Consider the following 23,439-nt stretch of genomic DNA (forward strand, 5'->3'; position numbering starts at 1 on the left):
CACCAATTCTCCTCACGGCCTATCCGAAGCGACCCGCACTCCAGGCATTCAGAATCACGCAAACCCACGTAAAAAAGACATTCACCAGCGCGAAGAATACAGCCGCGCTCCCCATATCCTTGGCCCGACGGGCAAAGGGGTGCGTCTCCTGGCTCACGTAGTCCACCGTCCACTCGATCGCGGAGTTGAGCAGCTCAGTAATCAGCACGATAAAGAGGCTGCTGATCATGAGGGCCGTCCCGATCCAGCCCACGGGCAGGAAGATAGCCACGGGCACGAGAATCACGCACAAAAGCAGCTCCTGCCGAAAGGCCGACTCCTGCTTCATGGCGGCCCCGATCCCCTGCAGCGAATAGCGGAGGGCGTTATAAATACGTCGCAGGCCCCCGGTGGACTTGTCCTGACGGACGGTGTCCTCGATGGAGCGAGCGGCGGTTTCCGGTTGGCGTTCCTGCAGCATAGGTGTGCAAAAAAGGAAAGCCGCGAACGTATCGCGGCTTTCCCATAAGGCAAACTTTTAAGGCGCAGTACACCGGTTTGTAACAAACCGGTGCCGCTCCGATTAAAGCAGGCTGAAGCTGACGGTCACACCGGCAACAACGATCGAGACCATGCTCATCAGCTTGATGAGGATGTTCAGGCTCGGGCCGGAGGTGTCCTTGAAGGGGTCACCCACCGTATCACCGATGACGGAGGCCTTGTGGGCTTCGGAGCCCTTACCACCGTGGTGGCCTTCTTCGATGTGCTTCTTGGCGTTGTCCCAGGCACCACCACTGTTGGCCATGAAGACCGCCAGCGAGAAGCCGCCACAAAGGGCGCCACCGAGCAGACCGAGCACGCCCGGCACGCCGAAGACGATACCCACCAGCACCGGCACGACTACAGCCGTCAGCGCGGGGAAGAGCATTTCCTTCTGGGCAGCAAAGGTCGAGATGGTCACGCAGCGTGCGTAATCCGGCTCAGCCTTACCCTCGAGGATACCGGCGATCTCCTTAAACTGACGGCGAACTTCGTCCACCATCTGGGAGGCAGCGCGGCCCACAGCGTTCATGGTCAGACCGCAGAACAGGAACGCCATCATGCAGCCCAGAAACAGGCCGATGATCACCTTCGGGTTCATCAGGTTGACTTCAAAGACATTCATCATGTCGAACAGGCTCAGGTTGGTCACCTGGTCGCTATTCACGACCGTCGTGCCGTCCGGGAAGAGGAAGCTGCCGGCCTGCGCCATGACGCGGTTGATGCCGATCTTCAGCTCTTCGATGTAGGAGGCCAGCAGGGCCAGAGCGGTCAGAGCGGCGGAGCCGATGGCGAAGCCCTTACCGGTCGCGGCCGTGGTGTTACCCAGCGAGTCGAGCAGGTCCGTGCGGCGGCGCACTTCAGGATCGAGGCCGCTCATTTCGGCGTTACCACCGGCGTTGTCGGCGATGGGGCCGTAGGCGTCCGTGGCCAGGGTGATGCCCAGCGTGGAGAGCATACCGACAGCAGCGATGCCGATACCGTAGAGACCCTGCGACATGGTCGCCGAATCAAAGGAGAAGTTCGTCGAAAGCAGGTAAGCCAGCGTCGTACCGACACACACAGCCAGCACCGGGTAAGCGACAGAGAGCATCCCCTCGCCCATACCAGCGATGATAACTGTAGCCGGGCCTGTATTGGCCTGCTCAGCGATCTTCTGCGTCGGGCGGTAAGCCTGCGAGGTGTAGTACTCGGTAGCGCGACCGATAACGATACCCGTGATCAAACCGACCACGATAGCGCCCCAGACACCGAGCCAATTCGGGATGTCGAGGAGGTACAGGACCCCAGCGGCGAAAACGATAACCAGCGCGGAGCTGATGTTGATACCCTTACCCAGAGCACCGAGCAGGACCTTGCTGTCAGCACCCTTTTTCACACGGACGCTGAAGATACCGAGAATGGACAGCAGCGTACCGAAGGCACCGATCAGCATCGGGGCGATAACGGCCTTCATCTGGACGTCCGTCCCCTGACCGAGGAACGCGGCAGCACCGAGCGAAGCGGTGGCCAGGATCGAGCCACAGTAGCTCTCGTACAGGTCAGCGCCCATACCGGCCACGTCACCGACGTTGTCACCGACGTTGTCAGCGATGGTAGCGGGGTTGCGCGGGTCGTCTTCCGGGATACCGGCTTCGACCTTACCGACGAGGTCGGCACCGACGTCAGCGGCCTTGGTAAAGATACCGCCGCCAACACGGGCGAACAGAGCCTGCAAAGAGGCACCCATACCGAAGGTCAGCATCGTGGTGGTGATGATGATGAGGTTATGGCCGCCGGCCTCGGCGATCGGGTAGAAGTTAGCCAGAACCAGGAACCAGATGGAGATGTCCAGCAGGCCCAGACCGACCACAACCAGGCCCATAACGGCACCGGAGCGGAAGGCAACACGCAGACCGTGGTCGAGCGAGTCATTGGCGGCATTGGCAGCACGCGCACTGGCGTAGGTGGCGGTCTTCATACCGAAGAAGCCAGCCAGACCCGAGAAGAAGCCCCCCGTCAGGAACGCGAACGGCACCCAGGGGTTCTGAAGCTTCAGCCCGTAGGCGAGCACGGCGAAAACCAGCGTGAGGATAACGAAGACGATACCCACGATCTTGTACTGCTGGCGCAGATAAGCGTAGGCACCGGCGCGCACGTGCGCGGCGATCTTCTTCATGGTATCAGTGCCTTCGCTCTCCGCCATCATCTGACGGAAGAAGTACCAGGCAAAGGCCAGGGCGACGATCGAGCCGACCGGGACAAACCAAAATAGCGGATGAATGGATTGCATAACTAAACGGATAAGATTGTTCTATAAAATGTAGCGTAAACGGGATCCCTTAGCCCAGGGATGCCTCGGCAGAGCGCCACCACTCGTAGTATTCGCGCTGGAGCTGATCCATGCTCGGCATCGGGTAGAAGAGCATCTTGTCGGAGCTGCCGACGAAGAAGCCGCTCTTGACCGTGCGGTACAGGATGTCACCAGGCATGGAACGGATAACAGCCTTGGTCTGCTTGACCTCGTTGTCCTTGACGGCCATGAGGCAGTCGCGCAGGTGGCTGATGTTCGGGTACGGCAGGTTGTCGGCCTTGGCGTTGGCCGGATCTTCAGCGAGACCGTCGAGTTCGAGGTCGCAGAAGACGATCTTATCCACAGAAACGGGGTCGTTGCGGTCGGTGATGCGCTTGCAGAAGGCATCGGGGCTCAGCGAGCTGGCCACACGCGGACGCAGCGGGCAGATTTCCTGGTAGAGGTGAACCGCGTCGGTGCTCTTCGGTTCGTAAACCTCGGGCTCGATCGCGAGCATTTTGCCATCATCGGTGATCAGGTACAGCTTACCCAGCGCATCGAGCGGCACATGCTCAAGCACACGGTAGATCGACAGATAGGTCGACTTACGGGGGCGGCCATCCTCGTGCGGGACACACCGCTTTTCGATCTCGTCCATCTTGAGATAGTCCGAGGTGAAGTTGCGCTTTACCTCGAAAAAGAGGGCGCGACCACGGCTGCGTTTTTGTGTCCCGGTCGCGTAGTAAGCCCCGAACTGCTCAGGCGGCAGCATCGAGGCGATCAGCGACTCAGGGATGAGTGACAGATATAAGAACGTTTGCATAACTCTTTATATTCCCGCTGTACCAAATTAGCTCTGCTTAACCTAGGCAAGACATTAATTAGTTTTAATAAACCTACTAATGGGCATGAAAACACGGCCTTAAGTTACCTATGGGTGACAAAATTTCCATTTTTGAGCACATACTTGTAACCGGTTTGTCATAATCCCGGCTTTGACGTGGCACACCTGACCTGTTTCACTGTTGTGCACCAATCCCTTACCGCTATGAGCAAATCTTCTCCGAAAAAATCCGCCTCCTCCAAATCTTCCGCTCGCACCTCCCCCGCTAAGGCTCCCAAGCCCAAGAGCACCCGTAGCACCAGCGCCAAACCGAAGGCGAAAAAGGCAACTCCGGGGCAGACCAAGGCCAAGGCAAAATCAGCGCTTTTGTCCGCGGAAAAAAAAGTGATCAAGGCCGCAGAAGAAGCTGCACAGACCGTGGAGGAAAAGCTCAGCCCCAAGAGTAAAAAGCAGCTCAAGAAGATCCTCAGCAAGGGTAAGCACTCCGCCTACGAGAGCCTGCACGAGGAGATCATGGATGACCTGGTCGAGGAGATTGAGCACGACCTGGAGGATATTTTCGAGGAGCACATCGGCGCCAAGACAGGGCTCCGCCCCAAGGGTAACGAGCAGGAGCGCCGCGACTTCCGCCGCTTTTACTTTCAGGAGCTGCGCCGGCTCCAGATCGAGCTGGTCCAGATGCAGGACTGGGTCGTGGAAACCGGCGCAAAGATCGCCGTCATCTTCGAGGGTCGCGACGCCGCCGGTAAAGGCGGGGTCATTAAGCGCATCACCCAGCGCCTCAACCCGCGTGTCTGCCGCGTGACCGCCCTGCCCGCCCCCTCCGACCGCGAGAAGACGCAGTGGTATTTCCAGCGCTACGTCCCCCACCTGCCCGCCGGGGGCGAGATCGTGCTCTTTGACCGCAGTTGGTACAACCGCTCCGGCGTGGAGCGTGTGATGAAGTTCTGCACCGAGGAGCAGGTGGAGCAGTTTTTCCACGACGTGCCGATGTTTGAGCAGATGCTCGTCAACTCCGGCGTACGCCTGATCAAGTACTGGTTCTCCATCTCCGACGACGAGCAGGAGTTCCGCTTCCAGTGCCGCATCCATGACCCACTCAAACAGTGGAAACTCAGCCCGATGGACCTGCAGTCACGCATCCGCTGGGAGGACTACACCAAGGCGAAGGAGGATACCTTCGAGCGGACGAACTTCCCCTATGCCCCGTGGAATGTCGTCGAGGGCAACGACAAGAAACGCGCCCGCCTCAACTGCATCCACCACCTGCTCGACCAGATTCCGTACAAGCCCGTCGAGCACGACGAAATCAAGCTGCCCAAGCGCGTCCACCACGAGGACTACCACCGCACCCCCGTCCCCGAGTCCATGAAGGTCCCGCACTACTACCAGGCAGGGTAAACCCTGCACCTGTGATTCTATGGATCACATTGGCATTTTCAGTAGAAAATGCCAAGGAGGAGCACCTGCCATCTGGCAACGAATAGTAATCTAAATGGAGCAATCCAGTTTTGATGCTCTGCTCAGCGACTTCTTGAACCAGCGTTGCTGGTTCAAGAAGTCGCTGACACGATGCGAAGCATCGAAAGTGCAGCCTGCGGCTGTTGCGGGTTCGGGCTGCATAAGCCCGAAAACAGATGTCCTGCGCTTACAGGGTGGCGGCGGTAAAGGTATCGTTGGTGGCGCGCAAGTGCTGGCGCAGGAGCTCGCGATGTTGCTCCACGAGGGCCGCATTGGCGGGGTCGAGGGTGAGGTCGTTCAGTTCACCCGGATCAGCTTTGAGGTCAAAGAGCTGCTCGGGGTTTTCACCTTCGGAGTAGACCACGTACTTGTAGCGTGGGCTGCGCAGCATGCGTCCGTAAATACCGCCAGTATGGTTGTAGCGCGGGGCGAGGTCGTTTTCGCTGACCACGTAGGGATGGGTCGGTGCATTGGCCTGCTCCTCGACGATGCCCTTGACGGAAACACCGTGGTAATCATCCGGCAGACCGTCCCCGGCATAGTCGGCAAAGGTCGCCGCCAGGTCTAGGCCGGAGGAGACGAGCGCCGTATCGTTGACACTGCCGGGGTTCTTCACACCCGGGCCTGCCACCATGAAGGGCACGCGAGCGCTCTCCTCGTAAAAGAGCGTCTTCTGATTCCACTGGTGAGACCCAAGGCCGTCGCCGTGGTCGGAGGTAAAAGCGATAATCGTGTTGTCGAGCTGACCGTTAGCGGCGAGCGCATCGAGGATTTTCTGGATCTCGGCGTCGACCTTTTCGACCAGACGATAGTAAGCCCACTGGTACTGGCGCCACTTCTCCTCGTCCCAGCCACGCACCGGGTAGGTACGGACGGCCTCGGCCTGCAACTCGCGGATAACGGATGGCTCGCCCTCTGGGATGGCAAAGTTCTCAGGGATGGGCGGGCACTGGCTAGCGTCCGGCGCAGGCGGGATGCTGCCATTTTTATATTCATCCTTAATCCCGGAAGCCATGCGTGCCCACTCGCAGATATCGTGCGGGTTGACGAAGGACGCCACGAGGAACCACGGCTCCGCCGGATCGCTCTTGAGAAACTCTTCGCACGAATCCGCCACCAGCCAGTCCAGCTTGTTCGGCAGCGCATGACGGATGTAGTCAAAGCCGTGCCAGGAGGCATCGTCGGCGGGCATCGGGATGTGCCACTTACCGACGTAGCCGGTGGAATAGCCACGGTCTTTCATCAGCATGCCCAGGCTCGGGCTATCCAGCTCGTGCTCGTCAATATTCGTGGTCATACCCACTTCGTGGGGATAACGCCCGGTGATCATCCCGGCACGGGAGGGGATGCAGATCGGGTTGGTGCAATAGGCGTTAGTAAAGCGGACGCCACGGGCGGCAATACTGTCCATGGCCGGTGTGCGCACCCAGGGGTTCCCGGCGCAGCTCATCGCCCCGGCAAACTGCTGGTCCGTCATGATCCAGAGGATATTCGGGCGCTTGGCAGGCGTCTGCGAAGCGGCCTGCGCAACGGCAGGGCCAAAGAACATCACGCCGGACAGGGCCGCCAGTGATTCCAGAAAGGTGCGGCGGTTCAGGCTAGGGTTGAAAGAAGGTCTGGAGTGCTGGGACATGAGATAAAAATTGTAGCTGGGGTGGGACTGGTAGCAACGGAATCAGCCGTCACACAGGTTAACCATGCAGGACCAGCGTACTCATTCTGGTACGGCTGTCCACCCCGCTTTCGACCATCACTGATGGAGATTGTTCAAACCTCGAGCGTTATCGTCTCCGAGACGGCGTGGTTCTGCTCCTGAAAGCGCCGGATACCCTCGCTGTTACCGGTCACGTAGAGCACATCCCCGGGCTGGAGGATCTCGTCCGGCAGCGGCCCGGTAATGCGGCGCTCCCCGCGCTGGATACCCAGCACGGTGACTCCGTAATCCTTACGCAGGTTGGCGCCGGCCAGGGTGTTGTCCGCGATCTCCGAGTCACGGTCGAGGTAGATCGTCTCGATCTTGAAGGTCGGCGTCCCCGGCGAGTCCACACCGGCATCCTCACTGCGCTCGGCCTGGAGCATTTCCATCGCCTGATTCGTCTCCTCCTCACTGCCAAACAGATAAAGGTGGTCGAGCGGGAAAATCACCGTACCGGGGCCGGGATCGTACTGGACCTGCCCGGCACGGCCAAGCGCGATGATGGAGGCGCGGGTGATCTTACGGATATCCAGGTCACGGATGCGCTTACCGCAGGCATCGGCGTTGGCCTTGATCATCACGTCCCGGATCGAAACCGGCCAGGGATACTGGCGCTTGATCTCCTCCAGTGTCTTCTGGCGGCGGGCGGGCTCCTCGATCTCGGCGCGCCGGTTAAAACTCTCCATAAACAGCAGCTCCAGGCGGCTCTGGATGTTCACCATGCGCTTCCAGAAGACCACCCCGGCCAGTAAGAGCAGCAGGAAGAATCCCGCCAGTGCCACCCCACCCGGCAGGTACTGCGCAGTCAGTGAAAGATACAGCCCACCCAGCAGGATGATCAGCACGGCCAGCACAAAGGTATTGAAAATATTGCGCAGGCGTCCGCGGAAGTACTGCCGCTCGGCCGTCGTCGAAAAGAGCGAGTCCGTCAGCAGTAAAACAATGGCGTTCAGGTTACGCAGGATCGCCGTGATGAACGGCAGGCACAGTAGCGCCGAAACCCACCAGATCACCGGCACCAGCCATCCCCGCTGCTCAGCGAGCACCGGGTACCGGTCCAGCGACCCGGTCAGGATGTAGGCCAGCAGCACAATGCCGTTGAGTAGTAAAAAGGTGAACAGGATTTGCAGGACGGGGCGTTTGGCCAGCTTGAGAAAGGAATTACGGCCGATCTGCGAGTGCACGTCGTCGTAGAAGTTGCGGTAGAACCGCCCCAGCACCCCGACGGGCTTGGGCATGCGCACAGCCAGCCCCTTGTAGATCGGGTCGGCGTTTACCGTCAGCCCGAGGGCCATCAGGGTACTCAGTAGAGACACCCCGACCGCCACTGCGACGAGGCCATCGCCGGTCACACCGGTCTTTTGCCCCATAGCCGCGATAATGAAACTGAACTCCCCGATCTGCGCCTTGGCGACAGCGGCCCGGAAGGCCGTGTCCGGATTCTGCCCGGCGAGGAAAAAACCGCCCCACACCGTCAGCACCTTGATCAACACCACCAGCAGGCTCAGCCCCACGATCAACTGCCAGTTCTCCATCAGCAGATGCGGCTCGATCAGCATCCCGATCGCCACAAAGAACACCGCGCAGAAGATATTTCGCAGGGGCTCGGTCGCATTCTCGATCCGGTGCGCCAACGGCGTCTGTGAAAGAATCGACCCGGCGAGGAACGCTCCCAGCGCCTCCGAAAACTCCAGCTTCATGGCGAGCACGCTAACCCCGAGCATCAGGGCCACCACTGAGAGGGTGATCAGCTCGATGCTCCCGATCCGGTTCAGTAGGTCGAGGAAGTGCGGCGCGATGAGCTTACCCACGTAGTAGGTCACCACGACGAACACCGCGATGAAGAACGTGATCTTGCCCACCGCGAAAAAGCTGACCTCACCCGAGACCGCGATACCGGAGAGCACGACCAGCAGTGTCACCGCGAGAATATCCTCCAGAATAAGAACGCCCACCGTAAGCTGCGCATGAGGCTTGTCCAGCCTGCCCAGGTCGCGCAGCACGGCCACCGTCACCATCGAGGAACTGATCGCAAGCAGTGAGCCCAGGAAAATACCCTGCACCGGCGTCCACCCCAGTAGCGGCGCTATCTGCGCACCGACAAAGAGCAGCACCACCGTTTGCAGCGTGACCGCCAGCACAGCAGGGCCCATCACCCTTCGCAGTCGGCGCAGGTCGAACTCCAGCCCGATGTAGAACATGAGGAAGATCACCCCCAGCTCGCTCAGCTCATTAACCGTAGCCAGATCGTGGATAGGCGACTTTTCCCACAAGTTCGGGCCAATCAAAAAACCGCTGACCAGATACCCCAAAAAGACCGGAAGCTTGATGCGCTGAAAGACCAGTGAGACCGCAGCCGCACACATCAGCACAATCGCCAAGTCGCCGATAAAAAATCCGTGTTCCAAACGAAGAGAATGTTTACGTGAATGTCAGCCGCCACTGTGAGAGTGCGGGAGAAGATTCAGCCTTGAGCAAAATCTGGGCCGACCTCGCTCCCGGGGCAACGGAAAATATATCTCCTGCGAGAAATTGCTCCTTTCAACGGGTCCAGACCTTTCGGGTTTGCCTGATCCGGGACGGGCTCAACAATGCACGCATGCCCTTCACTCCCGGACTCGTCTCCATCAGCTTTCGCCAACTCGATCCCGCCGGTATCGCCGACCTGGCCAACCGCGCCGGTCTGAAAGCTATAGAATGGGGGGCTGACGTCCATGTGCCATCCGGTGACCTCGCCCGCGCACGCGAAGTGGCGGCCATCACTGCTGATGCAGGCCTGCGGACCGCCTGCTATGGCTCCTACTACCGCCTAAGCGTTTCCGAGCAGAATGGCATGCCCTTCAGTCAGGTCCTGGAGACGGCAGCCGCACTGGAGGCCCCGAGCATTCGCGTCTGGGCGGGGAATACGCCCTCGGCCACCATTACTGAAGAGGCCCGGCAGGCCGTCGTCGAGGATGCCCTGCGCTGCGCCGACCTCGCCGCCTCAGCGGGCATTAAGCTCACGGTCGAGTACCATGGCGGCACGTTAACGGACTGCGACGCCTCCGCTGTGCGCTTCCTCAATGAAGCGCCCCACCCCAACCTCTTTACGCTCTGGCAGCCCATCAATGGCGAGACCCGCGCCAACAACCTGACCGCTCTGGAGCACGTCCTCCCGCGCCTGCTCAACCTCCACGTCTTTCACTGGAGCAAACCCGCCGACCCGATTATTCGTCACCCGCTGGCCGAAGGCCGCGAGAACTGGAGCGCCTACCTTGAGCTGGCTAACACCCCTGACGTCGAGCGCTTCTGCCTGATGGAGTTTGTCCTCGGGGACGACCCCGAGCAGCTCCTCACGGACGCAGCCACCTTACGCGAGTGGCTGAAGGGCTACTAGCCCTCGCCCAGCAGCGCACGCAGATGCTCCTGCACACTGGCCGCCAGTGCGTCCAGGTGGTACCCACCCTCCAGCACACTGACAATGCGCCCGCCGCATTGCTCCTCAGCCAGTTGGCAGACCGTTCGAGTCATGGCACCGAAGTCTTCCTCGGTCAGCTCCAGGTTTGCGATCGGGTCCAGGTGATGCGCATCAAACCCGGCGGACACCAAAATCATCTCGGGACGAAACGCCGTCACCGCATCCGCAACCGGACCGTTGATGAGGTTTAGAAAGTCCCTCCCACTCGTGCGAGGGGGCAGCGGCAGATTCAGCGTAGCGCCCTTTCCCGCTCCGATGCCCTGCTCGGCAGCTTCGCCCGTACCGGGATAAAACGGGTACTGGTGCAGGCTACAGAAAAACACCTGCCCATCATCATAAAAGCTGTGCTGCGTGCCGTTGCCATGATGCACATCCCAGTCCAGGATAAAGACGCGCTCCAGGCCATGCTGTTTCCGCGCGTAGTGCGCCGCGATAGCCACATTGTTAAACAGGCAAAACCCCATCGGCCGGGCACGCTCCGCATGGTGGCCGGGGGGGCGTATCGCGCAAAAGGCATTCTCACAAGCCCCCGCCATGACCGCATCCACCGCTCCGGTCGCTGCCCCTGCTGCCAGTAGAGCGACCTGGAAGGAGTCATGCGAGACACGCGTCTCTCCCTTGTCCAGCTGCGAGCTACCCGAGAGGCAGGCCTCCTCGATATGGCGGATATACGCGGTATCGTGATTCTCCTCTACCCACCGCAGCTCGACAGGGTCCGGCCTCCACCACTGGAGCTGTTGCTGCAGGGGCGAGTTCTCAAGGGCATCGATAATCGCGCGGTAACGCTCCAGGCACTCCGGGTGATCGCTCCCAGTCTCATGGTGAACGAAATCTGGATGCTGAAAAAGCGCGGTCCGCCTCATAGCCCAAACATACCATAAGCAGCCGTACTGCCAAGCGGTTTTCTTCTTAATAGCTACCGCAACCTGTCATGTTATCGGTGAGGAATCGGGCCGCTTACTTCCGCTGCCTCTCACCGAAAGCACCGCCACCGGGCGTCTCAATCCGCAGGCGCTGGCCAGGCCGCGCATCGAGCTGTGCAGCGTAGCCCAGGGTTTCCTCACTCCCGTCAGGATGGATCAGCGTCTGGCAACCGGGCTGGCCACTACCACCGCCCTCAATCCCCTCCGGGCCACTCGCCCGACGCTGTGTTAAGAGGGAAACAGAGAGCGGCTCCAGAAACTCCAGCTCACGCACGAGCCCGTCTCCCCCGCCCCAGCGGCCCACACCGCCGGAGCCATCCCGCAGGCCGAAACGCCAAAGTCGCACCGGATAGCGATGCTCCAGAATCTCCGGGTCGGTGATGGCCGTATTCGTCATGTGGCAATGCACGCCCCCCGCACCGGCGAAGCCCTCGCCCGCTCCGGCCCCGCCGCCAATCGTTTCGTAGTAACTCCTGTGCTCATCGCCAAAGACCAGGTTGTTCATCGTCCCCTGACTGCACGCCACACGCCCCAGCGCCAGCAGAAGCGTATCGACCAGCCGCTGGCTGACCTCGACATTTCCGCCCATCACAGCCGGGGCCTCCGCCGGGTTGTCCGGGAATACCGGGTTGAGCATACAGTCTTCCGGCAAGCGGACATCGATCCCTGCCAAGAGCCCGTCATTGAGGGGAATATCCTCATCGACCAGCAGGCGCAGCACATAGATCAACGCGCTGTTCACAATAGCGGGTGTCGCATTCAGGCTGTTGGCCTGGACCGCTGACGTACCGGAAAAATCAATACAAACGCCCTCTCCCTTTTGCTCCTCCACACGGACGACAATCCGTGCACCACCGTCGAGCCATTGCTCGGCATGGAGCTGCTCAGTAAGTTTTCCCTCAAGCGCACGCCTCAGGCTCTGTGCGGAAAAGGCTTTCAAGTCCTCCATCTGGTCCGTGACCACGCGCGCCCCAAACTCTCCCGCCAGCGCCAGCAGCGTCTGCGCGCCCCGGCGATTTGCGGCGACCTGCGCGCGTATATCCGCGAGGTTCTGCTCCGGGTTACGGCTCGGCCAGGGACCATTCGAGAGCCACTGCTCCAGATCATCGAAACGATTCTCTCCCTCCCTCAGTAAATAACGCGGGGCAATCACCACCCCCTCCTCGGCCAGGTTTTCCGCATCAATCGGCATGGAGCCGGGCCGTTTGCCACCGATTTCCGCGTGGTGAGCACGGCTCACCACGTAGCCCAACAGCGAGCCATCATCCTGATAAACCGGCGTGATCACTGTCACATCCGGCAGGTGTGATCCTCCATAGGCGGGGTGGTTCGTCACGATCACATCGCCGGATTTCAGATCCAGCGTTTCAGCGACGCGACGCACACACAGCCCAAGCGCCCCCAGATGCACAGGGATGTGGGGGGCATTCGCGATCAGCTCTCCACCGGCATCAAGCAGCGCGCACGAGTAGTCGAGCCGCTCCTTCACATTCGTGGAGACCGCCGTGCGCTGGAGCTGCATTCCCATCTCCTCGACTACACGGCGGAAGCGGTTAGTAAAAAGCTCGCGACGCACGAGAGCGTTGGCCTCTGACGTATCCGTTTTATGATACGTTTTTAAATCCAGCCGGACTGTACCGCTATCCCCTCGGCTTAGCGTCCAACCCGGATCGACGACCAGCGTTGCCGTTTCGTCTGCCAGCACCCGCGCATGATCGGACGCGGAATCGCCCGGAGAAAATGTTTCCTCATCGGTAGCCGAAGACGCCGCCGCCACGACGACGCGGACCTTAACGACCTCAAGCTTACTGCTCTGCTGCCAATAGCCGAACACCTGCCGATAGCGTTCGCCAAAGACATCAACCAGATCAACCCCCGGTGCCCACGAAATCTCCAGCGGAGACTCCTGCCCGGCCAGCCGCAGAAGTATCTCACAGCGCACCCTTTCGCAGCCTTTCGGGTCAATGCCCTCGGCTTCCAGTTCGCGTAATCCCTCTGTCTCAAGGGCCGAGATGAGACTGGGCAGCTCATGCTCAGTCGCATCGAGAGGCTGCAGCACCTGACGCTCGCAGATACGCTCCATGCGGGCATTTCGCAGCCCGTAGGCACTAAGCAGGCCGGCGTCCTGTGGAAAGATCACCGTGCGGATACCGAGGTTTTCAGCCACCGGGCAGGCGTGCAGTCCACCGGCCCCACCGAAGGCCACCAGCGCATAGTCTGCCGGATCGTAGCCCTCGCGCACGGAGATGGCGCGGATGGCATCAGCCATGCGCTCGTTGGCGATGTCGAGATAGCCCTTCAGAAGCGTTTCGCGGTCGCTTCCTGTCTGCGCAGCGATTTCATCCAGGCGTGTGGCCGCTGCCTCGGGGTCAACCGGGATGCCGAAGTGCTCCGGGTCGAGCCGCCCCGCGAGCAGGTTCACATCTGTCAGCGTGAGCGGGCCGCCCGCCCCATAGCAGGCCGGGCCCGGCTGCGCCCCGGCACTCTCGGGGCCGACGAAAAGGGATTTACCGTCAAAGCCACAAATCGACCCACCACCGGCGGCCACTGTCTCGATACTCAGGGCCGGAGCCACGATCAGCGAGTCACCGACGCGTTGCACATCGCGATAGGAAAACTCCCCCTCATAGCGCGACACATCTGTACTCGTCCCTCCCATATCAAAAGCGATGATACGCGAAAAACCAGCCTGCCGAGCAGCCGCAGCCGCACCGACCACCCCACCCGCCGGGCCACTCAGCAGGCTGTCCTTGGGGCGAAACTGCGCGCGCCCCACCAGGCCGCCCGCACTGGTCATGACGTGGAGGCGGCCTGTCGGCACCGCCGCCTCGACACGATCGAGATAGGCCTGCATGACCGGCCCGAGATAGGCATCAGTCACCGCAGTCTGGGCACGCGGCATGAGCTTGATAAAGGGGGCCAGCTCAGCCGAAAGCGAAACCGTCTCAAAGCCCTCCTCCAGCAGAATGTCACCCAGATGCTTCTCGTGAACATCGTTGCTGTAGCTGTGCATGAGCGCCACTGCAGCGGCGACACATCCGTCTTTGCGAGCGGCACGTATCTGTGCGCGCAGCGCCTCTGAGTCCTCCAGCACATGCAGCACGGAGCCATCCTCGCGCAGCCGCTCGTCCACCTCGATCACACGATCATAGAGAGGACGCGGCTTCACGATGTTGAGGGCAAACAAATCCGGTCGTCGCTGATCACCGATCACAAGCAGGTCCTTAAAACCCGCCGTGACCAGAAACAGCGTGCGCGCCCCGCGACGCTCCAGCAGCGCATTTGTGCCCCGCGTCGTACCCAGGCGCAGGGCGATGGGCGGTAGCGGCTCGTCGCCCGGAGTACCCGTGAGGACACGCGCCCCAACAACCGGGGCCTCCTCCCCTGTCAGCAGCTCAACCAGTGTGCCGGGTGTGAGCCCATCCACTGGAGCCTCAAGCTCGACCATACCTTTGTCATGAAAAACCACGACACTCCCCTCGCTACCATCGCCAGCCAGCCGCAGGCGAAAGCCCCGCAGCACACCATCGGCCATCTGGGGAAGCGCTTCCAGACGGAGGCTTTTACCCGCGACTTCCGACACCCGAGCCCGCAGGCAGCCACTGGACAGCACCTTGGTCCGGCAGGGGTTCCCTGCCGGGTCCAGGCCAATCAGGTCTGTAAACGTGCCGCCCGTGTCCGCTCCGATGTGCCACATAGGTGTGCCAGTGAAGCGCACCGCCCGCCCCGGCGCAAGCGCGGGCATGGTTTCTTTTGCCAAATCCAGCCCCCCCAAAAAAAGAGAACCCCCGCCGGAGCTTGATGGATGCTCACTGGCGGGGGTCATTGGTCCGGCATAAACAAACCAATATCTCGCTATAAAACGTATGCTTACAGGATCATGCCTGCGGCCACGGTCTCGTTGGTAAACTCGTCGATGAGGACGAAGCTACCCGTCTGGCGGTTGCGGGCGTAGCTGTCGTGCAGCAGCGGTGCGGAGGTCCGCAGGCTGATGCGACCGATGTCATTGAGCCCGAACTCCAGATCGTCTTCGATCTTGTGCAGGGTGTTGATGTTCACCTTGTACCGGATGTCCTTGACGATGGCCTTGACCTCCTTGCTCGTGTGGCGGAGCACAAACTTGCCGCGACCGGCCAGCTTCTTGGAGTCGGAGAACCAGCAGATCATCGCCTCGATGTCCTGGTCGACCTTGGGCTGGTTGTTCGGCTTCACGATCATGTCCCCACGGCTGATGTCGATCTCGTCTTCGAGCGTCACCGTCACCGACTGCGGGTAGAAAGCCTCCTCCAGCTCCTCGCCCATGGCGTGGATGCCTTTGACGCGTGTGCTGAACCCGGAGGGCAGCACCGTGACCTCGTCACCGGGCTTGAAAACGCCCCCTGCCACGCGACCGGCGTAGCCCCGGAAGTCATGGTACTCCTGCGAGTGCGGGCGGATCACCCACTGCACCGGCAGGCGCGCGTCCACGTGGTTGGCCTCGGAGCCGATGTAGACCGTCTCCAAATGATAGAGCAGCGTCGGCCCCTGGTACCAGGTCATCTTCTCGGACTTGTCCACCACGTTGTCACCCTTGAGAGCGCTGATCGGGATAAAGGTCACCTCGACCACGCTGTCCAGGCGGGAGGCGAACTTCTTAAAGTCCTCGACGATCTTGTTATACACCGACTCGTCCCAGTCCACCAGGTCCATCTTGTTCACGCACACGGTGATGTGCTGGATGCGCAGCAGACTGGCGATGAAGGCGTGGCGGCATGTCTGCTCGATCACGCCCTTACGGGCATCGATCAGGATGATGGCCAGGTTCGCCGTGGAGGCACCAGTCACCATGTTGCGGGTGTACTGGATGTGCCCCGGCGTGTCCGCGATGATAAACTTACGCTTCGGGGTGGCGAAGTAGCGGTAGGCCACGTCGATAGTGATGCCCTGCTCGCGCTCGGCGCGCAGCCCGTCGGTGAGCAGAGCGAGGTTTACCTCCTCGTCACCGTGCTGGCGGCTGCTGGCCTCGACCGCCTCAAGCTGGTCCTCGAAGATGTTCTTGCTGTCGTACAGCAGGCGCCCGATGAGGGTGCTCTTGCCGTCGTCGACGCTGCCTGCGGTGGTGAAGCGCAGCAGGTCCATGTCCAAATAGCCTCGTTCGTCTGACATTTTCTAAAGTGTATTAAAGTTTAACTACGTTGTTTCGTTAACGGGTCCGGCTCTGAATCGCGTCCGGCTCATCAATTAGAAGTAACCCTGTTTCTTGCGGTCCTCCATGGCGGTCTCGGAACGGCGGTCATCGGCGCGGCCTCCGCGCTCGGTCTGCCGGGCAGCGGCCACCTCCTCAATGATGTCGTCGAGGGTAGCGGCGCTGGACTCAACCGCACCCGTGCAGGTGGCGTCCCCGATGGTCCGGAAGCGCACGGTCTTCTTCTCCAGGGTCGGCTCCTCTTCGGGCAGGAGGTTGATAAAGTCCGTCTTGGCCAGAAGGGTTCCGTCGCGGACGAAGACCTCGCGCTCGTGGGCGAAGTAGAGGCTCGGCAGCGGGATGTCCTCCTGCTTGATGTACTGCCAGATGTCCATCTCGGTCCAGTTCGAGAGCGGGAAGACCCGGAAGTGCTCACCGTGGTGCTTGCGGCCGTTGAAGATATTCCAGAGCTCGGGGCGCTGGTTCTTCGGGTCCCACTGGCCGAACTCGTCGCGGTGCGAGAAGAAGCGCTCCTTGGCGCGTGCCTTTTCCTCGTCGCGGCGACCACCGCCGAGCGCGGCATCAAAGCCGTGCTCCTCGATGCCGTCGAGCAGGGTGACGGTCTGCAGGCCGTTACGGCTGGCCTTCGGGCCTTTTTCCTCGACTACGCGGCCCTTGTCGATGGACTCCTGCACGCTGGCCACGATCAGCTCGGCGCGGATGTCCTTAATAAACGCGTCGCGGTACTGCATCGTCTCGTCGAAGTTGTGCCCCGTGTCCACGTGCATAAGCGGGAAAGGCATGCGTGCGGGCCAGAAAGCCTTGCGGGCGAGCCAGGCCATGACGATGGAGTCCTTGCCCCCGGAAAAGAGCAGGACCGGCTTTTCGAACTGAGCGGCGAACTCGCGCAAGACGTAGATCGACTCGGCTTCGAGCTGCTTGAGGTGGGTGACGCGGTAGTTATGCATGGGAAAATTCGTTTAAAAGTTGTTGGGTGCGGTATAAATAAACGGTGAAAGCGATGGTACGGGAGCGGTTGAAACGAAAACGGATCGGGCACGCGTGCCTTTGTCTTTTCGTTTGATCGCGAACTGGCCCAGGCGGCTCAGCTCGCGATGCGCATACAGGCGTAGTCCATCAGGCGCTGCAGGCTCTGCTCGACAGACTCGGCCTCGGTGTCGATCAGCAGGTCCGGCGTGGTCGGCTCCTCAAAGCCCGAGTCTTTACCGGTGAACTGCTTGACCTGCCCGGCCTTGACCTTGGCATAGAGCCCCTTGGGGTCGCGCTCGGCGCAGGTCTCGAAAGACGCTTTGACGTAGATATCCGAAAAATCCTCAGCCCCGACAATGCCGCGGGCCAGTTCGCGCAGTTCCTCACGCGGCGTGATAAACGAGGCAATCGTGATCACCCCCGAGTCGGCGTAAAGCTTCGCCACGTGGGCAATGCGGCGGATGTTCTCCAGCCGGTCCTCATCGCTGAAGCCGAGGTTGCTGTTCAGGCCGGTGCGGATGTTATCACCATCGAGCACCTGAGCGAACTTGCCCTGCGCGAAGAGCGCCTTTTCCAGGGCGATAGCCAGTGTGCTCTTACCCGAGCCGGAGAGGCCGTAAAGCCAGAACACATGTGAACGCTGCCCGAGCCGCTCCTCACGCTGCTGGCGTGAGAGCATCCGCTCGAATTGCGGGTAAAGATGTTCTGAGGAGGTCTGGTTCATTGCGGTATGCCAGACACTCAATCCACCTTTTACCGAATGGCAAGAGATATTTTTAGTATTTTAGGTAATTTAGTATAGTTAATATAAAAATCTCCGAACATAAGCCATCTAAGCCATTGCTTATCAGTTCTTTAATAAACATAAAAAAGCCGCCCACGAATGGACGGCTCTCTGAAAAACATTTAAAACTCCTGAAGCGATCGAGCACTCAGACTCAGAAGCACTCCAGCAGCTGCTCGAGCTCGGTAATGACCAGGTCGGGCTTCACACCCTTGCAGGACTCGTCGTCCTTGCGCAGGCGCAGGGAGCGCTTGTCCCCGGCGAAGAGCGCGGTCTTGAAGCCGAGCTTAGACGCGGGGGCGATGTCATTGCGCATGTCATTGCCGATGTAGAGCGTCTCCTTCGGGGCGATACCGTCCAGTGCCTGCAGACGCTCAGCTGCCACCTCAAAGAGCTTCGGTGAGGGCTTGGCGACGGTTTCCTGATAGGACCAGACGCAGAGGATCTCCTCGAAGCCGAGGTCATGCGGGGAGCCCTCCAGGAAGGCTTCGAAAAGCAGCGGCGTGTAGAACTGGGCGTTCGAGACGATGCCGAGGCTCTGCTTCTTGTCGAGCAGGCCCTCGATGGTTTCGAGTGCACCGGGCATGGGCGCGGCGGGATTCACACAGGCCTCATAGTGGACAGCGAGCGAGCGCAGGGCGGCACGGCTGGCGCGGCCACGGATCAACTCATAGGCCTCAAGCTGGCCGACGAGGTCCTCCCAGACACCGAGGATATCCACCTCCGGGAAGTCCACACCCTGCTCGCGGCGGATGTCCTGCTCGGCACGGATCGTGTCGTGAAAGAGTTCTGCCACGGGTGTCTTCTGGTCGGTCACCTGGAGGCCGGCTTCTTTCATGCAGGCGCGGATGATCTTCTCACGGCGGTCATCACGGCCCTCCTCGGCCAGCGAAATATCGCCTACGCCGGACTGAAAGAGAGTACCATACACATCGAACAACACGGCACGGATACCGGAGAGCTTCTTTACAGAGGGCTTTTGACCGGTGGATTCGGGCTCCATAGCCTCGAGAGCATTTTCGCGGAAAATTTCCGGCAGGGGGGTCTTTACGGACATGGGGCGTGTTTATACCGGAATGGCTCAGGGATTGAAGCAAAAAACGCTGCGGGTCTTCCCCAGCTGCAATGATGGGTGCGCACACCTACCCCACGACACAGAAAACCACCCCAGTCCCAAAACGACGCACAGGAAGAACAGCCGCTGTGCCGCTAGCTCATAAAAAACAAAAAATCATGGGCGCAGCCCATCAATGTCCTGTGCGGTCACGCACTAGGTGCGCAGGAGGCAGAAACGGGCCGGGTCGAGAAAGGCGTCGAGCACCCGGGCCGGGTCGAGCGAATCCGTCGCCGCGGGCTCAGCGTCGATGAGCTGGCGGTAAATCCCCAGCAGGCGCTGCCCGTACTGCTCCAGATTGAAATGCGCGGCAATGGCCTCGCGGTTGGCGACAGCCGTGGTGGCGTCCTGACGCTCAAGCGTGGGCGGGCGCACATCGTCCGCCGGATTGGTTAAGCTGCGCAAGTGGGCGATAGCCCGCTCCTGCAGGGCCTCGTCCAGCCGCCCGAACTCCACGCGGTCGCCCTTGATGGCGGCGGTCAGGGCGGCGTCGATCTCGACCTCGCCGCATGAGCGCCCGTAAGCGGAAAAACTTTTCTCCAGCGTCGGGGCCACTTTTGTCCGCAGCTCCCCTGCCCCGCCGATCCACGCCAGCGGCACGTCGAGCCGGTCATAGAGGCCGGATAGTTTCACGCCATGCTCGGAGAAGTCACCCGTGATGTCCGGCAGGTCACGCCCGCATAGCGTTTTACCAAAGAGGAACGGCTCAAGGAATGCCATCCCGAAGCCCTCGCCCACGCTGGTCGTGATAATCGTCTCGGCGGCGGCCATCACCTCGGGGAAGGACAGGTCCACCGCCTGCGCCAGCTCGAACTTCGCGGGCAGCTGCTGCTCAGCGGCAAAGGCCATCCAGCGCTCGTACACCGGGCGGGCCGTCGGGTTGGCCGGGGCCAGCGTGGTGGCAAAGGTTTCGCCATCTCTTGCCAGCGCAGCCCAGAAAAGAAACTCGCCCATGTTTTTGCGGCGAATGGCGCGCGTCGGGTACAGAAACAGCCGCTCCATACCGTCAATCTTCGGGGCCTCGCCCTCGGGTGTCGCCGGGACAGACACCGGGTTGGGGAGCAGGTGCAGGAACTCGGCGGGCATGCCAGCGCCACGCAGAAAAGATTCATCCCGGCGGTTGAGGACCGTGGTGTGCACACGCGGACCGTAGGGGTAGAGGTTTTTCCAGTCGGCAATCCCCTCCCCGATCAGCTCATAGTTGGCGGGGCGCCCATCCTCGGCGAAGTCGTGAATCTGCAGCAGGACCGGCGTCTGGCTTTTGACCAGCAGCGCCACCACATCGGCCATCACGGCGTTCTTGCCCAGCGAGTGGTTGTGAATGTGCCACAGGTCCGGCTCGCCCCCGAGCAGGCGCTTCGCCTCGGCCTTAATCTCGTGCAGCAGGTACTTCGGGTCCACGTACTCGGACTCGGCGGTGGTGTATTGTAAACCTGATACGACACCGGCTTTTAAATCCGTGTCCCCCGTGTACGGCTCGCCGGAAATCGCGCACAGCTCCACCCCATGCGGAGCCAGCGCCGCCGCCGCACTCTCAACGATCCGCGTCACCCCGCCGGGCTTTAGATGGTAATGGACGACAGCGACACGCATGGGGGGGGAAATATTTATCTGGTCACAGAGGAGGCACGGAGAACGCAGAGATGCAAAATCGAATATGAACTAAAACCGCAAAGGACGCTAAGGGCGCGAAGCGTCTTTGAGACGCTCCACCTCGCGCTCTAAAATGGAAAGCCTCTTACCCAAGTGTTGAAGGATAATCAGGCTAATCCCGCTTAGTAGGAAGAAGATGATGTTCGCATAAGGAACCCAAGCCATGCTTTGAGGCACATAGGTGTGGCCAATAACATTCTCTTGAGCATCAAACACGACATACTCTTCGCCACGCCCACTCATAACCGGGCTTGAAATCAGGAGAAAGCCTGAGCACAGGAAAACTAAAACAAGAAACAAACGCAGAATCTTGAAAGACAGGCTCATGACTCTTTTATCCTCTGTGCTCTCTGTGCCTACTCTGTGCTCTCTGTGGCCCAATAAAAAAACCTACCCGTCGTAGCCCATTTTTTCGCGGTACTCGGGGATGTCGATCATGGGCGGGCGCTCTTCCTCGACGATTTCGTGGCAGATCTGCTCGTACTGCTGGTCCTTGGCGATGAACTGGCGCAGGGTGTTGGTCATTTCGGGCAGATCGCCCTCCATGCCCATCAGCTTGAGGCGACCGAGAAAGCTCTGGAGAATACCAAAGGACATTTTTCCGAGCGAAAGGGTCTCTTGGTTGCGGTGCACGCGCTGGTCCAGGTCGGTCTGGCCAAAGGCTTCGAGGCCCCACTGGCGGTACACGTCCATGATGTGCGAGGTCTCCACGCCGTAGCCGATGGGGAACGGCAGGCGCTCCAGCACCTCGCGGCGCACGGCGTACTCGCCGGAGAGCGGCTGCACAAGGCCGGTCAACTCCGGGAAGAAAAGCGAAAAGAGCGGGCGCACGAGAATCTCCGTCACGCGGCCACCACCGGAAGGGCGCACGCCCTGCGAGAAGGCCAGCGGGCGATCATAGAATGCCTTCACGTAGTGCATCTCGGGGCGGTAGAGCAGCGGCGCGACCAGCCCGTAGCAGAAGCGCGGGTGGATGTTTTTAATGTCCGCATCCACGTAGCAGATGATGTCACCCTTGAGCTGGTGAATGGCCTTCCAGAGGTTTTCCCCCTTGCCGCGCTTGTGGCCCTGCGAGGGCAGGATGTCCCCGGCGAAGTACGTATCCGCCCCGAAGGACGAGGCGACCTCAAGGGTCTTGTCCGTCGAGCCGGAGTCGATCACGGCGATCTCGTCGATCAGCGGGTAGCGCTCCATCAGCTCGGAGCGGAAGATCACGATCTCCTTACCGATGGTGGCTTCCTCGTTGAGCGTGGGGATGCACAGCGAGATCGTCAGCCCGGTTTTTTCCTTCTGCTTGAGAAGCTCAAGCTGATCGTAAAACTGGCTGTGGTGAAAGGTGTTGTGCTGAATCCAGGACTCAAGCTTCGTCATGGCAGATTCCTTTATCAATGGCTTGGAGAACGGCCAGCAGTTGCGCCAGGCCAGTGAAAATCGGGTCGATGGCGACAAGCTCGTCCTGCATGTGACGGTTTTCGCCGTAGGTCATGCCGAGCGTGACACCCGGGATGTTGTTCTCGATCAGGGCGGCCAGCTCACCGGTGGTGGGGGCCACGATCGTATCCACATTGAGCACCTCCATCACCGCACGGCAGGTGCTCACGAGCGGATCAGTGTAGGTGAGCCCGCCATTGTGACGGCGAGCGACCTCGTCGAGCCGGAGCGTCACGCCCGAGGAGGAGCGAATCTCGCCCAACAGGCTCTCGATCTGGCGGTTAATGTCGCCGACCAGGCCGCTCTGCTCACTACGGATCTCGTAGCGCAGGGTGCCGCTTTTCGCGATGGTGTTAAAGCTCGTCCCCCCCTCGACCGAGCCGAGGATGATCTGCGTGACCGGCTCCTTAGGCGTGCGGATGTTGAGGATGCCGCTGATCACGCGGTTGAGGATGGCGACTGCGCCCGCCGCGCCGAAGCGGCTGAAGTCGTAGCCGTGCGGGATGCGGCAGTTCACCACTCCGCGGCTCATGCCCAGAGAGGCGTAGCTCAGGCGCCCGAGGGTCGCACCCTCGACAATGACACCTGCCTCGATGGGCAGCTTGTTATTATTTAAAAAGAAACGCATCCCCTCGATATCACCCGAGCCAAGGCTGCGGGTGGAGCCCATCAGCAGCAGGTCGTGCTCGAACTCGATGCCGAGCTTTTCCAGGATGATGGGCAGCGAGGCGATGACGGCCACCCCGAGGGCGTTGTCCAGGATACCGGCCCCGGCGAGGCCGTTTTTCTGCACTGTCACCGTGTGGTCCACGCTCTTGGCGAAGGGGGTGTCGAGGTGGGCAGCCAAAAGGATACAGCCGCTGCCGCTTTTCGTACCGGGGACGATGCCCACGGCGTTACCGACCTCATCAGTCGAAGCGCTCAGGCATCCGCCCTCCGTGAAGCGGTCCATCAAGAAGCGCGCGCGCGCAGCCTCCGCAAACGTGGGTGCAGGAATCTCCCCGAACATAACCGCGTTGGCCAGGAGAATTTCTCGCATCTCCTTCAGGCGCTTACGGGTGTCGGGCAAAGTCTCCAGAATGGGTGAGAGTGCGTCGTCCGGCATAGTGGTTGCAGGGACGCTAGCGGGGT

The 23,439-nt window shown here is 60.7% G+C and carries 17 protein-coding genes; 2 read left to right on the top strand and 15 right to left on the bottom strand.

Annotation, left to right across the window (positions count from 1 at the left end; translation table 11 throughout):
* Window positions 1–19: 19 nt before the first annotated feature.
* The 3 genes from K0V07_RS00095 to K0V07_RS00105 form a co-directional block, all read right to left on the bottom strand.
* The gene (locus K0V07_RS00095; RefSeq protein ID WP_220622497.1) at window positions 20–460 is read right to left on the bottom strand and encodes a diacylglycerol kinase; all 441 of its coding nucleotides are present in this window, start codon (window positions 458–460) and stop codon (window positions 20–22) included.
* A 102-nt stretch (window positions 461–562) separates the two neighbouring features.
* Window positions 563–2,791: a sodium-translocating pyrophosphatase gene (locus K0V07_RS00100; RefSeq protein WP_220622498.1), complete on the bottom strand. Its 2,229-nt coding sequence runs from the start codon at window positions 2,789–2,791 to the stop codon at window positions 563–565.
* Window positions 2,792–2,840: 49 nt separating this feature from the next.
* The gene (locus K0V07_RS00105) at window positions 2,841–3,614 is read right to left on the bottom strand and encodes a hypothetical protein (RefSeq protein WP_220622499.1); all 774 of its coding nucleotides are present in this window, start codon (window positions 3,612–3,614) and stop codon (window positions 2,841–2,843) included.
* A 534-nt stretch (window positions 3,615–4,148) separates the two neighbouring features.
* Between K0V07_RS00105 and ppk2 the strand changes: the two genes are divergently transcribed.
* Window positions 4,149–5,036: a polyphosphate kinase 2 gene (gene ppk2, locus K0V07_RS00110; RefSeq protein ID WP_345778183.1), complete on the top strand. Its 888-nt coding sequence runs from the start codon at window positions 4,149–4,151 to the stop codon at window positions 5,034–5,036.
* A 247-nt stretch (window positions 5,037–5,283) separates the two neighbouring features.
* On the opposite strand, the gene K0V07_RS00115 is transcribed toward ppk2, so the two are convergent.
* Both K0V07_RS00115 and K0V07_RS00120 read right to left on the bottom strand, forming a co-directional pair.
* On the bottom strand, window positions 5,284–6,729 hold the full coding sequence (locus tag K0V07_RS00115) for a sulfatase-like hydrolase/transferase (protein ID WP_220622501.1): 1,446 nt from the start codon (window positions 6,727–6,729) through the stop codon (window positions 5,284–5,286).
* A 134-nt stretch (window positions 6,730–6,863) separates the two neighbouring features.
* Entirely contained in the window at window positions 6,864–9,200 is a 2,337-nt protein-coding gene (locus K0V07_RS00120) for a cation:proton antiporter (RefSeq protein ID WP_220622502.1), read from the bottom strand.
* 191 nt (window positions 9,201–9,391) lie between these two features.
* On the opposite strand from K0V07_RS00120, the gene K0V07_RS00125 reads away from it, so the two are divergent.
* Window positions 9,392–10,168 (top strand): sugar phosphate isomerase/epimerase, encoded by a 777-nt coding sequence (locus tag K0V07_RS00125; protein WP_220622503.1) that lies wholly within the window; start codon window positions 9,392–9,394, stop codon window positions 10,166–10,168.
* Here K0V07_RS00125 and K0V07_RS00130 read toward each other — a convergent pair.
* The 10 genes from K0V07_RS00130 to K0V07_RS00175 all read right to left on the bottom strand — a co-directional run bounded on the left by K0V07_RS00130 (window position 10,165) and on the right by K0V07_RS00175 (window position 23,413).
* Window positions 10,165–11,112 (bottom strand): histone deacetylase, encoded by a 948-nt coding sequence (locus K0V07_RS00130; protein WP_220622504.1) that lies wholly within the window; start codon window positions 11,110–11,112, stop codon window positions 10,165–10,167. The genes K0V07_RS00125 and K0V07_RS00130 overlap by 4 nt on opposite strands.
* 94 nt (window positions 11,113–11,206) lie before the next feature.
* The gene (locus tag K0V07_RS00135) at window positions 11,207–14,917 is read right to left on the bottom strand and encodes a hydantoinase B/oxoprolinase family protein (RefSeq protein WP_220622505.1); all 3,711 of its coding nucleotides are present in this window, start codon (window positions 14,915–14,917) and stop codon (window positions 11,207–11,209) included.
* A 125-nt stretch (window positions 14,918–15,042) separates the two neighbouring features.
* The gene (locus K0V07_RS00140) at window positions 15,043–16,317 is read right to left on the bottom strand and encodes a GTP-binding protein (protein ID WP_220622506.1); all 1,275 of its coding nucleotides are present in this window, start codon (window positions 16,315–16,317) and stop codon (window positions 15,043–15,045) included.
* A gap of 75 nt (window positions 16,318–16,392) precedes the next feature.
* On the bottom strand, window positions 16,393–17,304 hold the full coding sequence (cysD, locus tag K0V07_RS00145) for a sulfate adenylyltransferase subunit CysD (protein WP_220622507.1): 912 nt from the start codon (window positions 17,302–17,304) through the stop codon (window positions 16,393–16,395).
* Window positions 17,305–17,441: 137 nt separating this feature from the next.
* Entirely contained in the window at window positions 17,442–18,050 is a 609-nt protein-coding gene (cysC, locus tag K0V07_RS00150) for an adenylyl-sulfate kinase (protein ID WP_220622508.1), read from the bottom strand.
* Window positions 18,051–18,264: 214 nt separating this feature from the next.
* Window positions 18,265–19,167 carry an HAD family hydrolase gene (locus K0V07_RS00155; protein ID WP_220622509.1) on the bottom strand — a complete coding sequence of 301 codons (903 nt, stop codon included), beginning with the start codon at window positions 19,165–19,167 and terminating at the stop codon, window positions 18,265–18,267.
* Between the two features lie 213 nt (window positions 19,168–19,380).
* The gene (locus tag K0V07_RS00160) at window positions 19,381–20,817 is read right to left on the bottom strand and encodes a hypothetical protein (protein WP_220622510.1); all 1,437 of its coding nucleotides are present in this window, start codon (window positions 20,815–20,817) and stop codon (window positions 19,381–19,383) included.
* Window positions 20,818–20,904: 87 nt separating this feature from the next.
* A complete protein-coding gene (locus K0V07_RS00165) occupies window positions 20,905–21,204 on the bottom strand; it encodes a hypothetical protein (protein ID WP_220622511.1) in 300 nt (99 codons plus the stop codon).
* Window positions 21,205–21,267: 63 nt separating this feature from the next.
* On the bottom strand, window positions 21,268–22,248 hold the full coding sequence (locus K0V07_RS00170) for a glucosyl-3-phosphoglycerate synthase (RefSeq protein ID WP_220622512.1): 981 nt from the start codon (window positions 22,246–22,248) through the stop codon (window positions 21,268–21,270).
* The gene (locus K0V07_RS00175) at window positions 22,235–23,413 is read right to left on the bottom strand and encodes a peptidase (protein WP_220622513.1); all 1,179 of its coding nucleotides are present in this window, start codon (window positions 23,411–23,413) and stop codon (window positions 22,235–22,237) included. Before K0V07_RS00175 ends, K0V07_RS00170 begins: the two co-directional genes overlap by 14 nt.
* Between the last annotated feature and the right edge of the window lie 26 nt (window positions 23,414–23,439).

The sequence above is a fragment of the Ruficoccus sp. ZRK36 genome (assembly GCF_019603315.1).
In the GTDB taxonomy this organism is placed as follows: Bacteria; Verrucomicrobiota; Verrucomicrobiia; order Opitutales; family Cerasicoccaceae; genus Ruficoccus.

What these genes read in the sequence shown, in the direction of transcription:
- K0V07_RS00095 (WP_220622497.1), bottom strand. Translation starts at nt 460, where the DNA reads ATGCTGCAGGAACGCCAACCGGAAACCGCCGCTCGCTCCATCGAGGAC.
- K0V07_RS00100 (WP_220622498.1), bottom strand. Translation starts at nt 2,791, where the DNA reads ATGCAATCCATTCATCCGCTATTTTGGTTTGTCCCGGTCGGCTCGATC.
- K0V07_RS00105 (WP_220622499.1), bottom strand. Translation starts at nt 3,614, where the DNA reads ATGCAAACGTTCTTATATCTGTCACTCATCCCTGAGTCGCTGATCGCC.
- ppk2 (WP_345778183.1), top strand. Translation starts at nt 4,149, where the DNA reads ATGGATGACCTGGTCGAGGAGATTGAGCACGACCTGGAGGATATTTTC.
- K0V07_RS00115 (WP_220622501.1), bottom strand. Translation starts at nt 6,729, where the DNA reads ATGTCCCAGCACTCCAGACCTTCTTTCAACCCTAGCCTGAACCGCCGC.
- K0V07_RS00125 (WP_220622503.1), top strand. Translation starts at nt 9,392, where the DNA reads ATGCCCTTCACTCCCGGACTCGTCTCCATCAGCTTTCGCCAACTCGAT.
- K0V07_RS00130 (WP_220622504.1), bottom strand. Translation starts at nt 11,112, where the DNA reads ATGAGGCGGACCGCGCTTTTTCAGCATCCAGATTTCGTTCACCATGAG.
- K0V07_RS00135 (WP_220622505.1), bottom strand. Translation starts at nt 14,917, where the DNA reads ATGCCCGCGCTTGCGCCGGGGCGGGCGGTGCGCTTCACTGGCACACCT.
- K0V07_RS00140 (WP_220622506.1), bottom strand. Translation starts at nt 16,317, where the DNA reads ATGTCAGACGAACGAGGCTATTTGGACATGGACCTGCTGCGCTTCACC.
- cysD (WP_220622507.1), bottom strand. Translation starts at nt 17,304, where the DNA reads ATGCATAACTACCGCGTCACCCACCTCAAGCAGCTCGAAGCCGAGTCG.
- cysC (WP_220622508.1), bottom strand. Translation starts at nt 18,050, where the DNA reads ATGAACCAGACCTCCTCAGAACATCTTTACCCGCAATTCGAGCGGATG.
- K0V07_RS00155 (WP_220622509.1), bottom strand. Translation starts at nt 19,167, where the DNA reads ATGTCCGTAAAGACCCCCCTGCCGGAAATTTTCCGCGAAAATGCTCTC.
- K0V07_RS00160 (WP_220622510.1), bottom strand. Translation starts at nt 20,817, where the DNA reads ATGCGTGTCGCTGTCGTCCATTACCATCTAAAGCCCGGCGGGGTGACG.
- K0V07_RS00165 (WP_220622511.1), bottom strand. Translation starts at nt 21,204, where the DNA reads ATGAGCCTGTCTTTCAAGATTCTGCGTTTGTTTCTTGTTTTAGTTTTC.
- K0V07_RS00170 (WP_220622512.1), bottom strand. Translation starts at nt 22,248, where the DNA reads ATGACGAAGCTTGAGTCCTGGATTCAGCACAACACCTTTCACCACAGC.
- K0V07_RS00175 (WP_220622513.1), bottom strand. Translation starts at nt 23,413, where the DNA reads ATGCCGGACGACGCACTCTCACCCATTCTGGAGACTTTGCCCGACACC.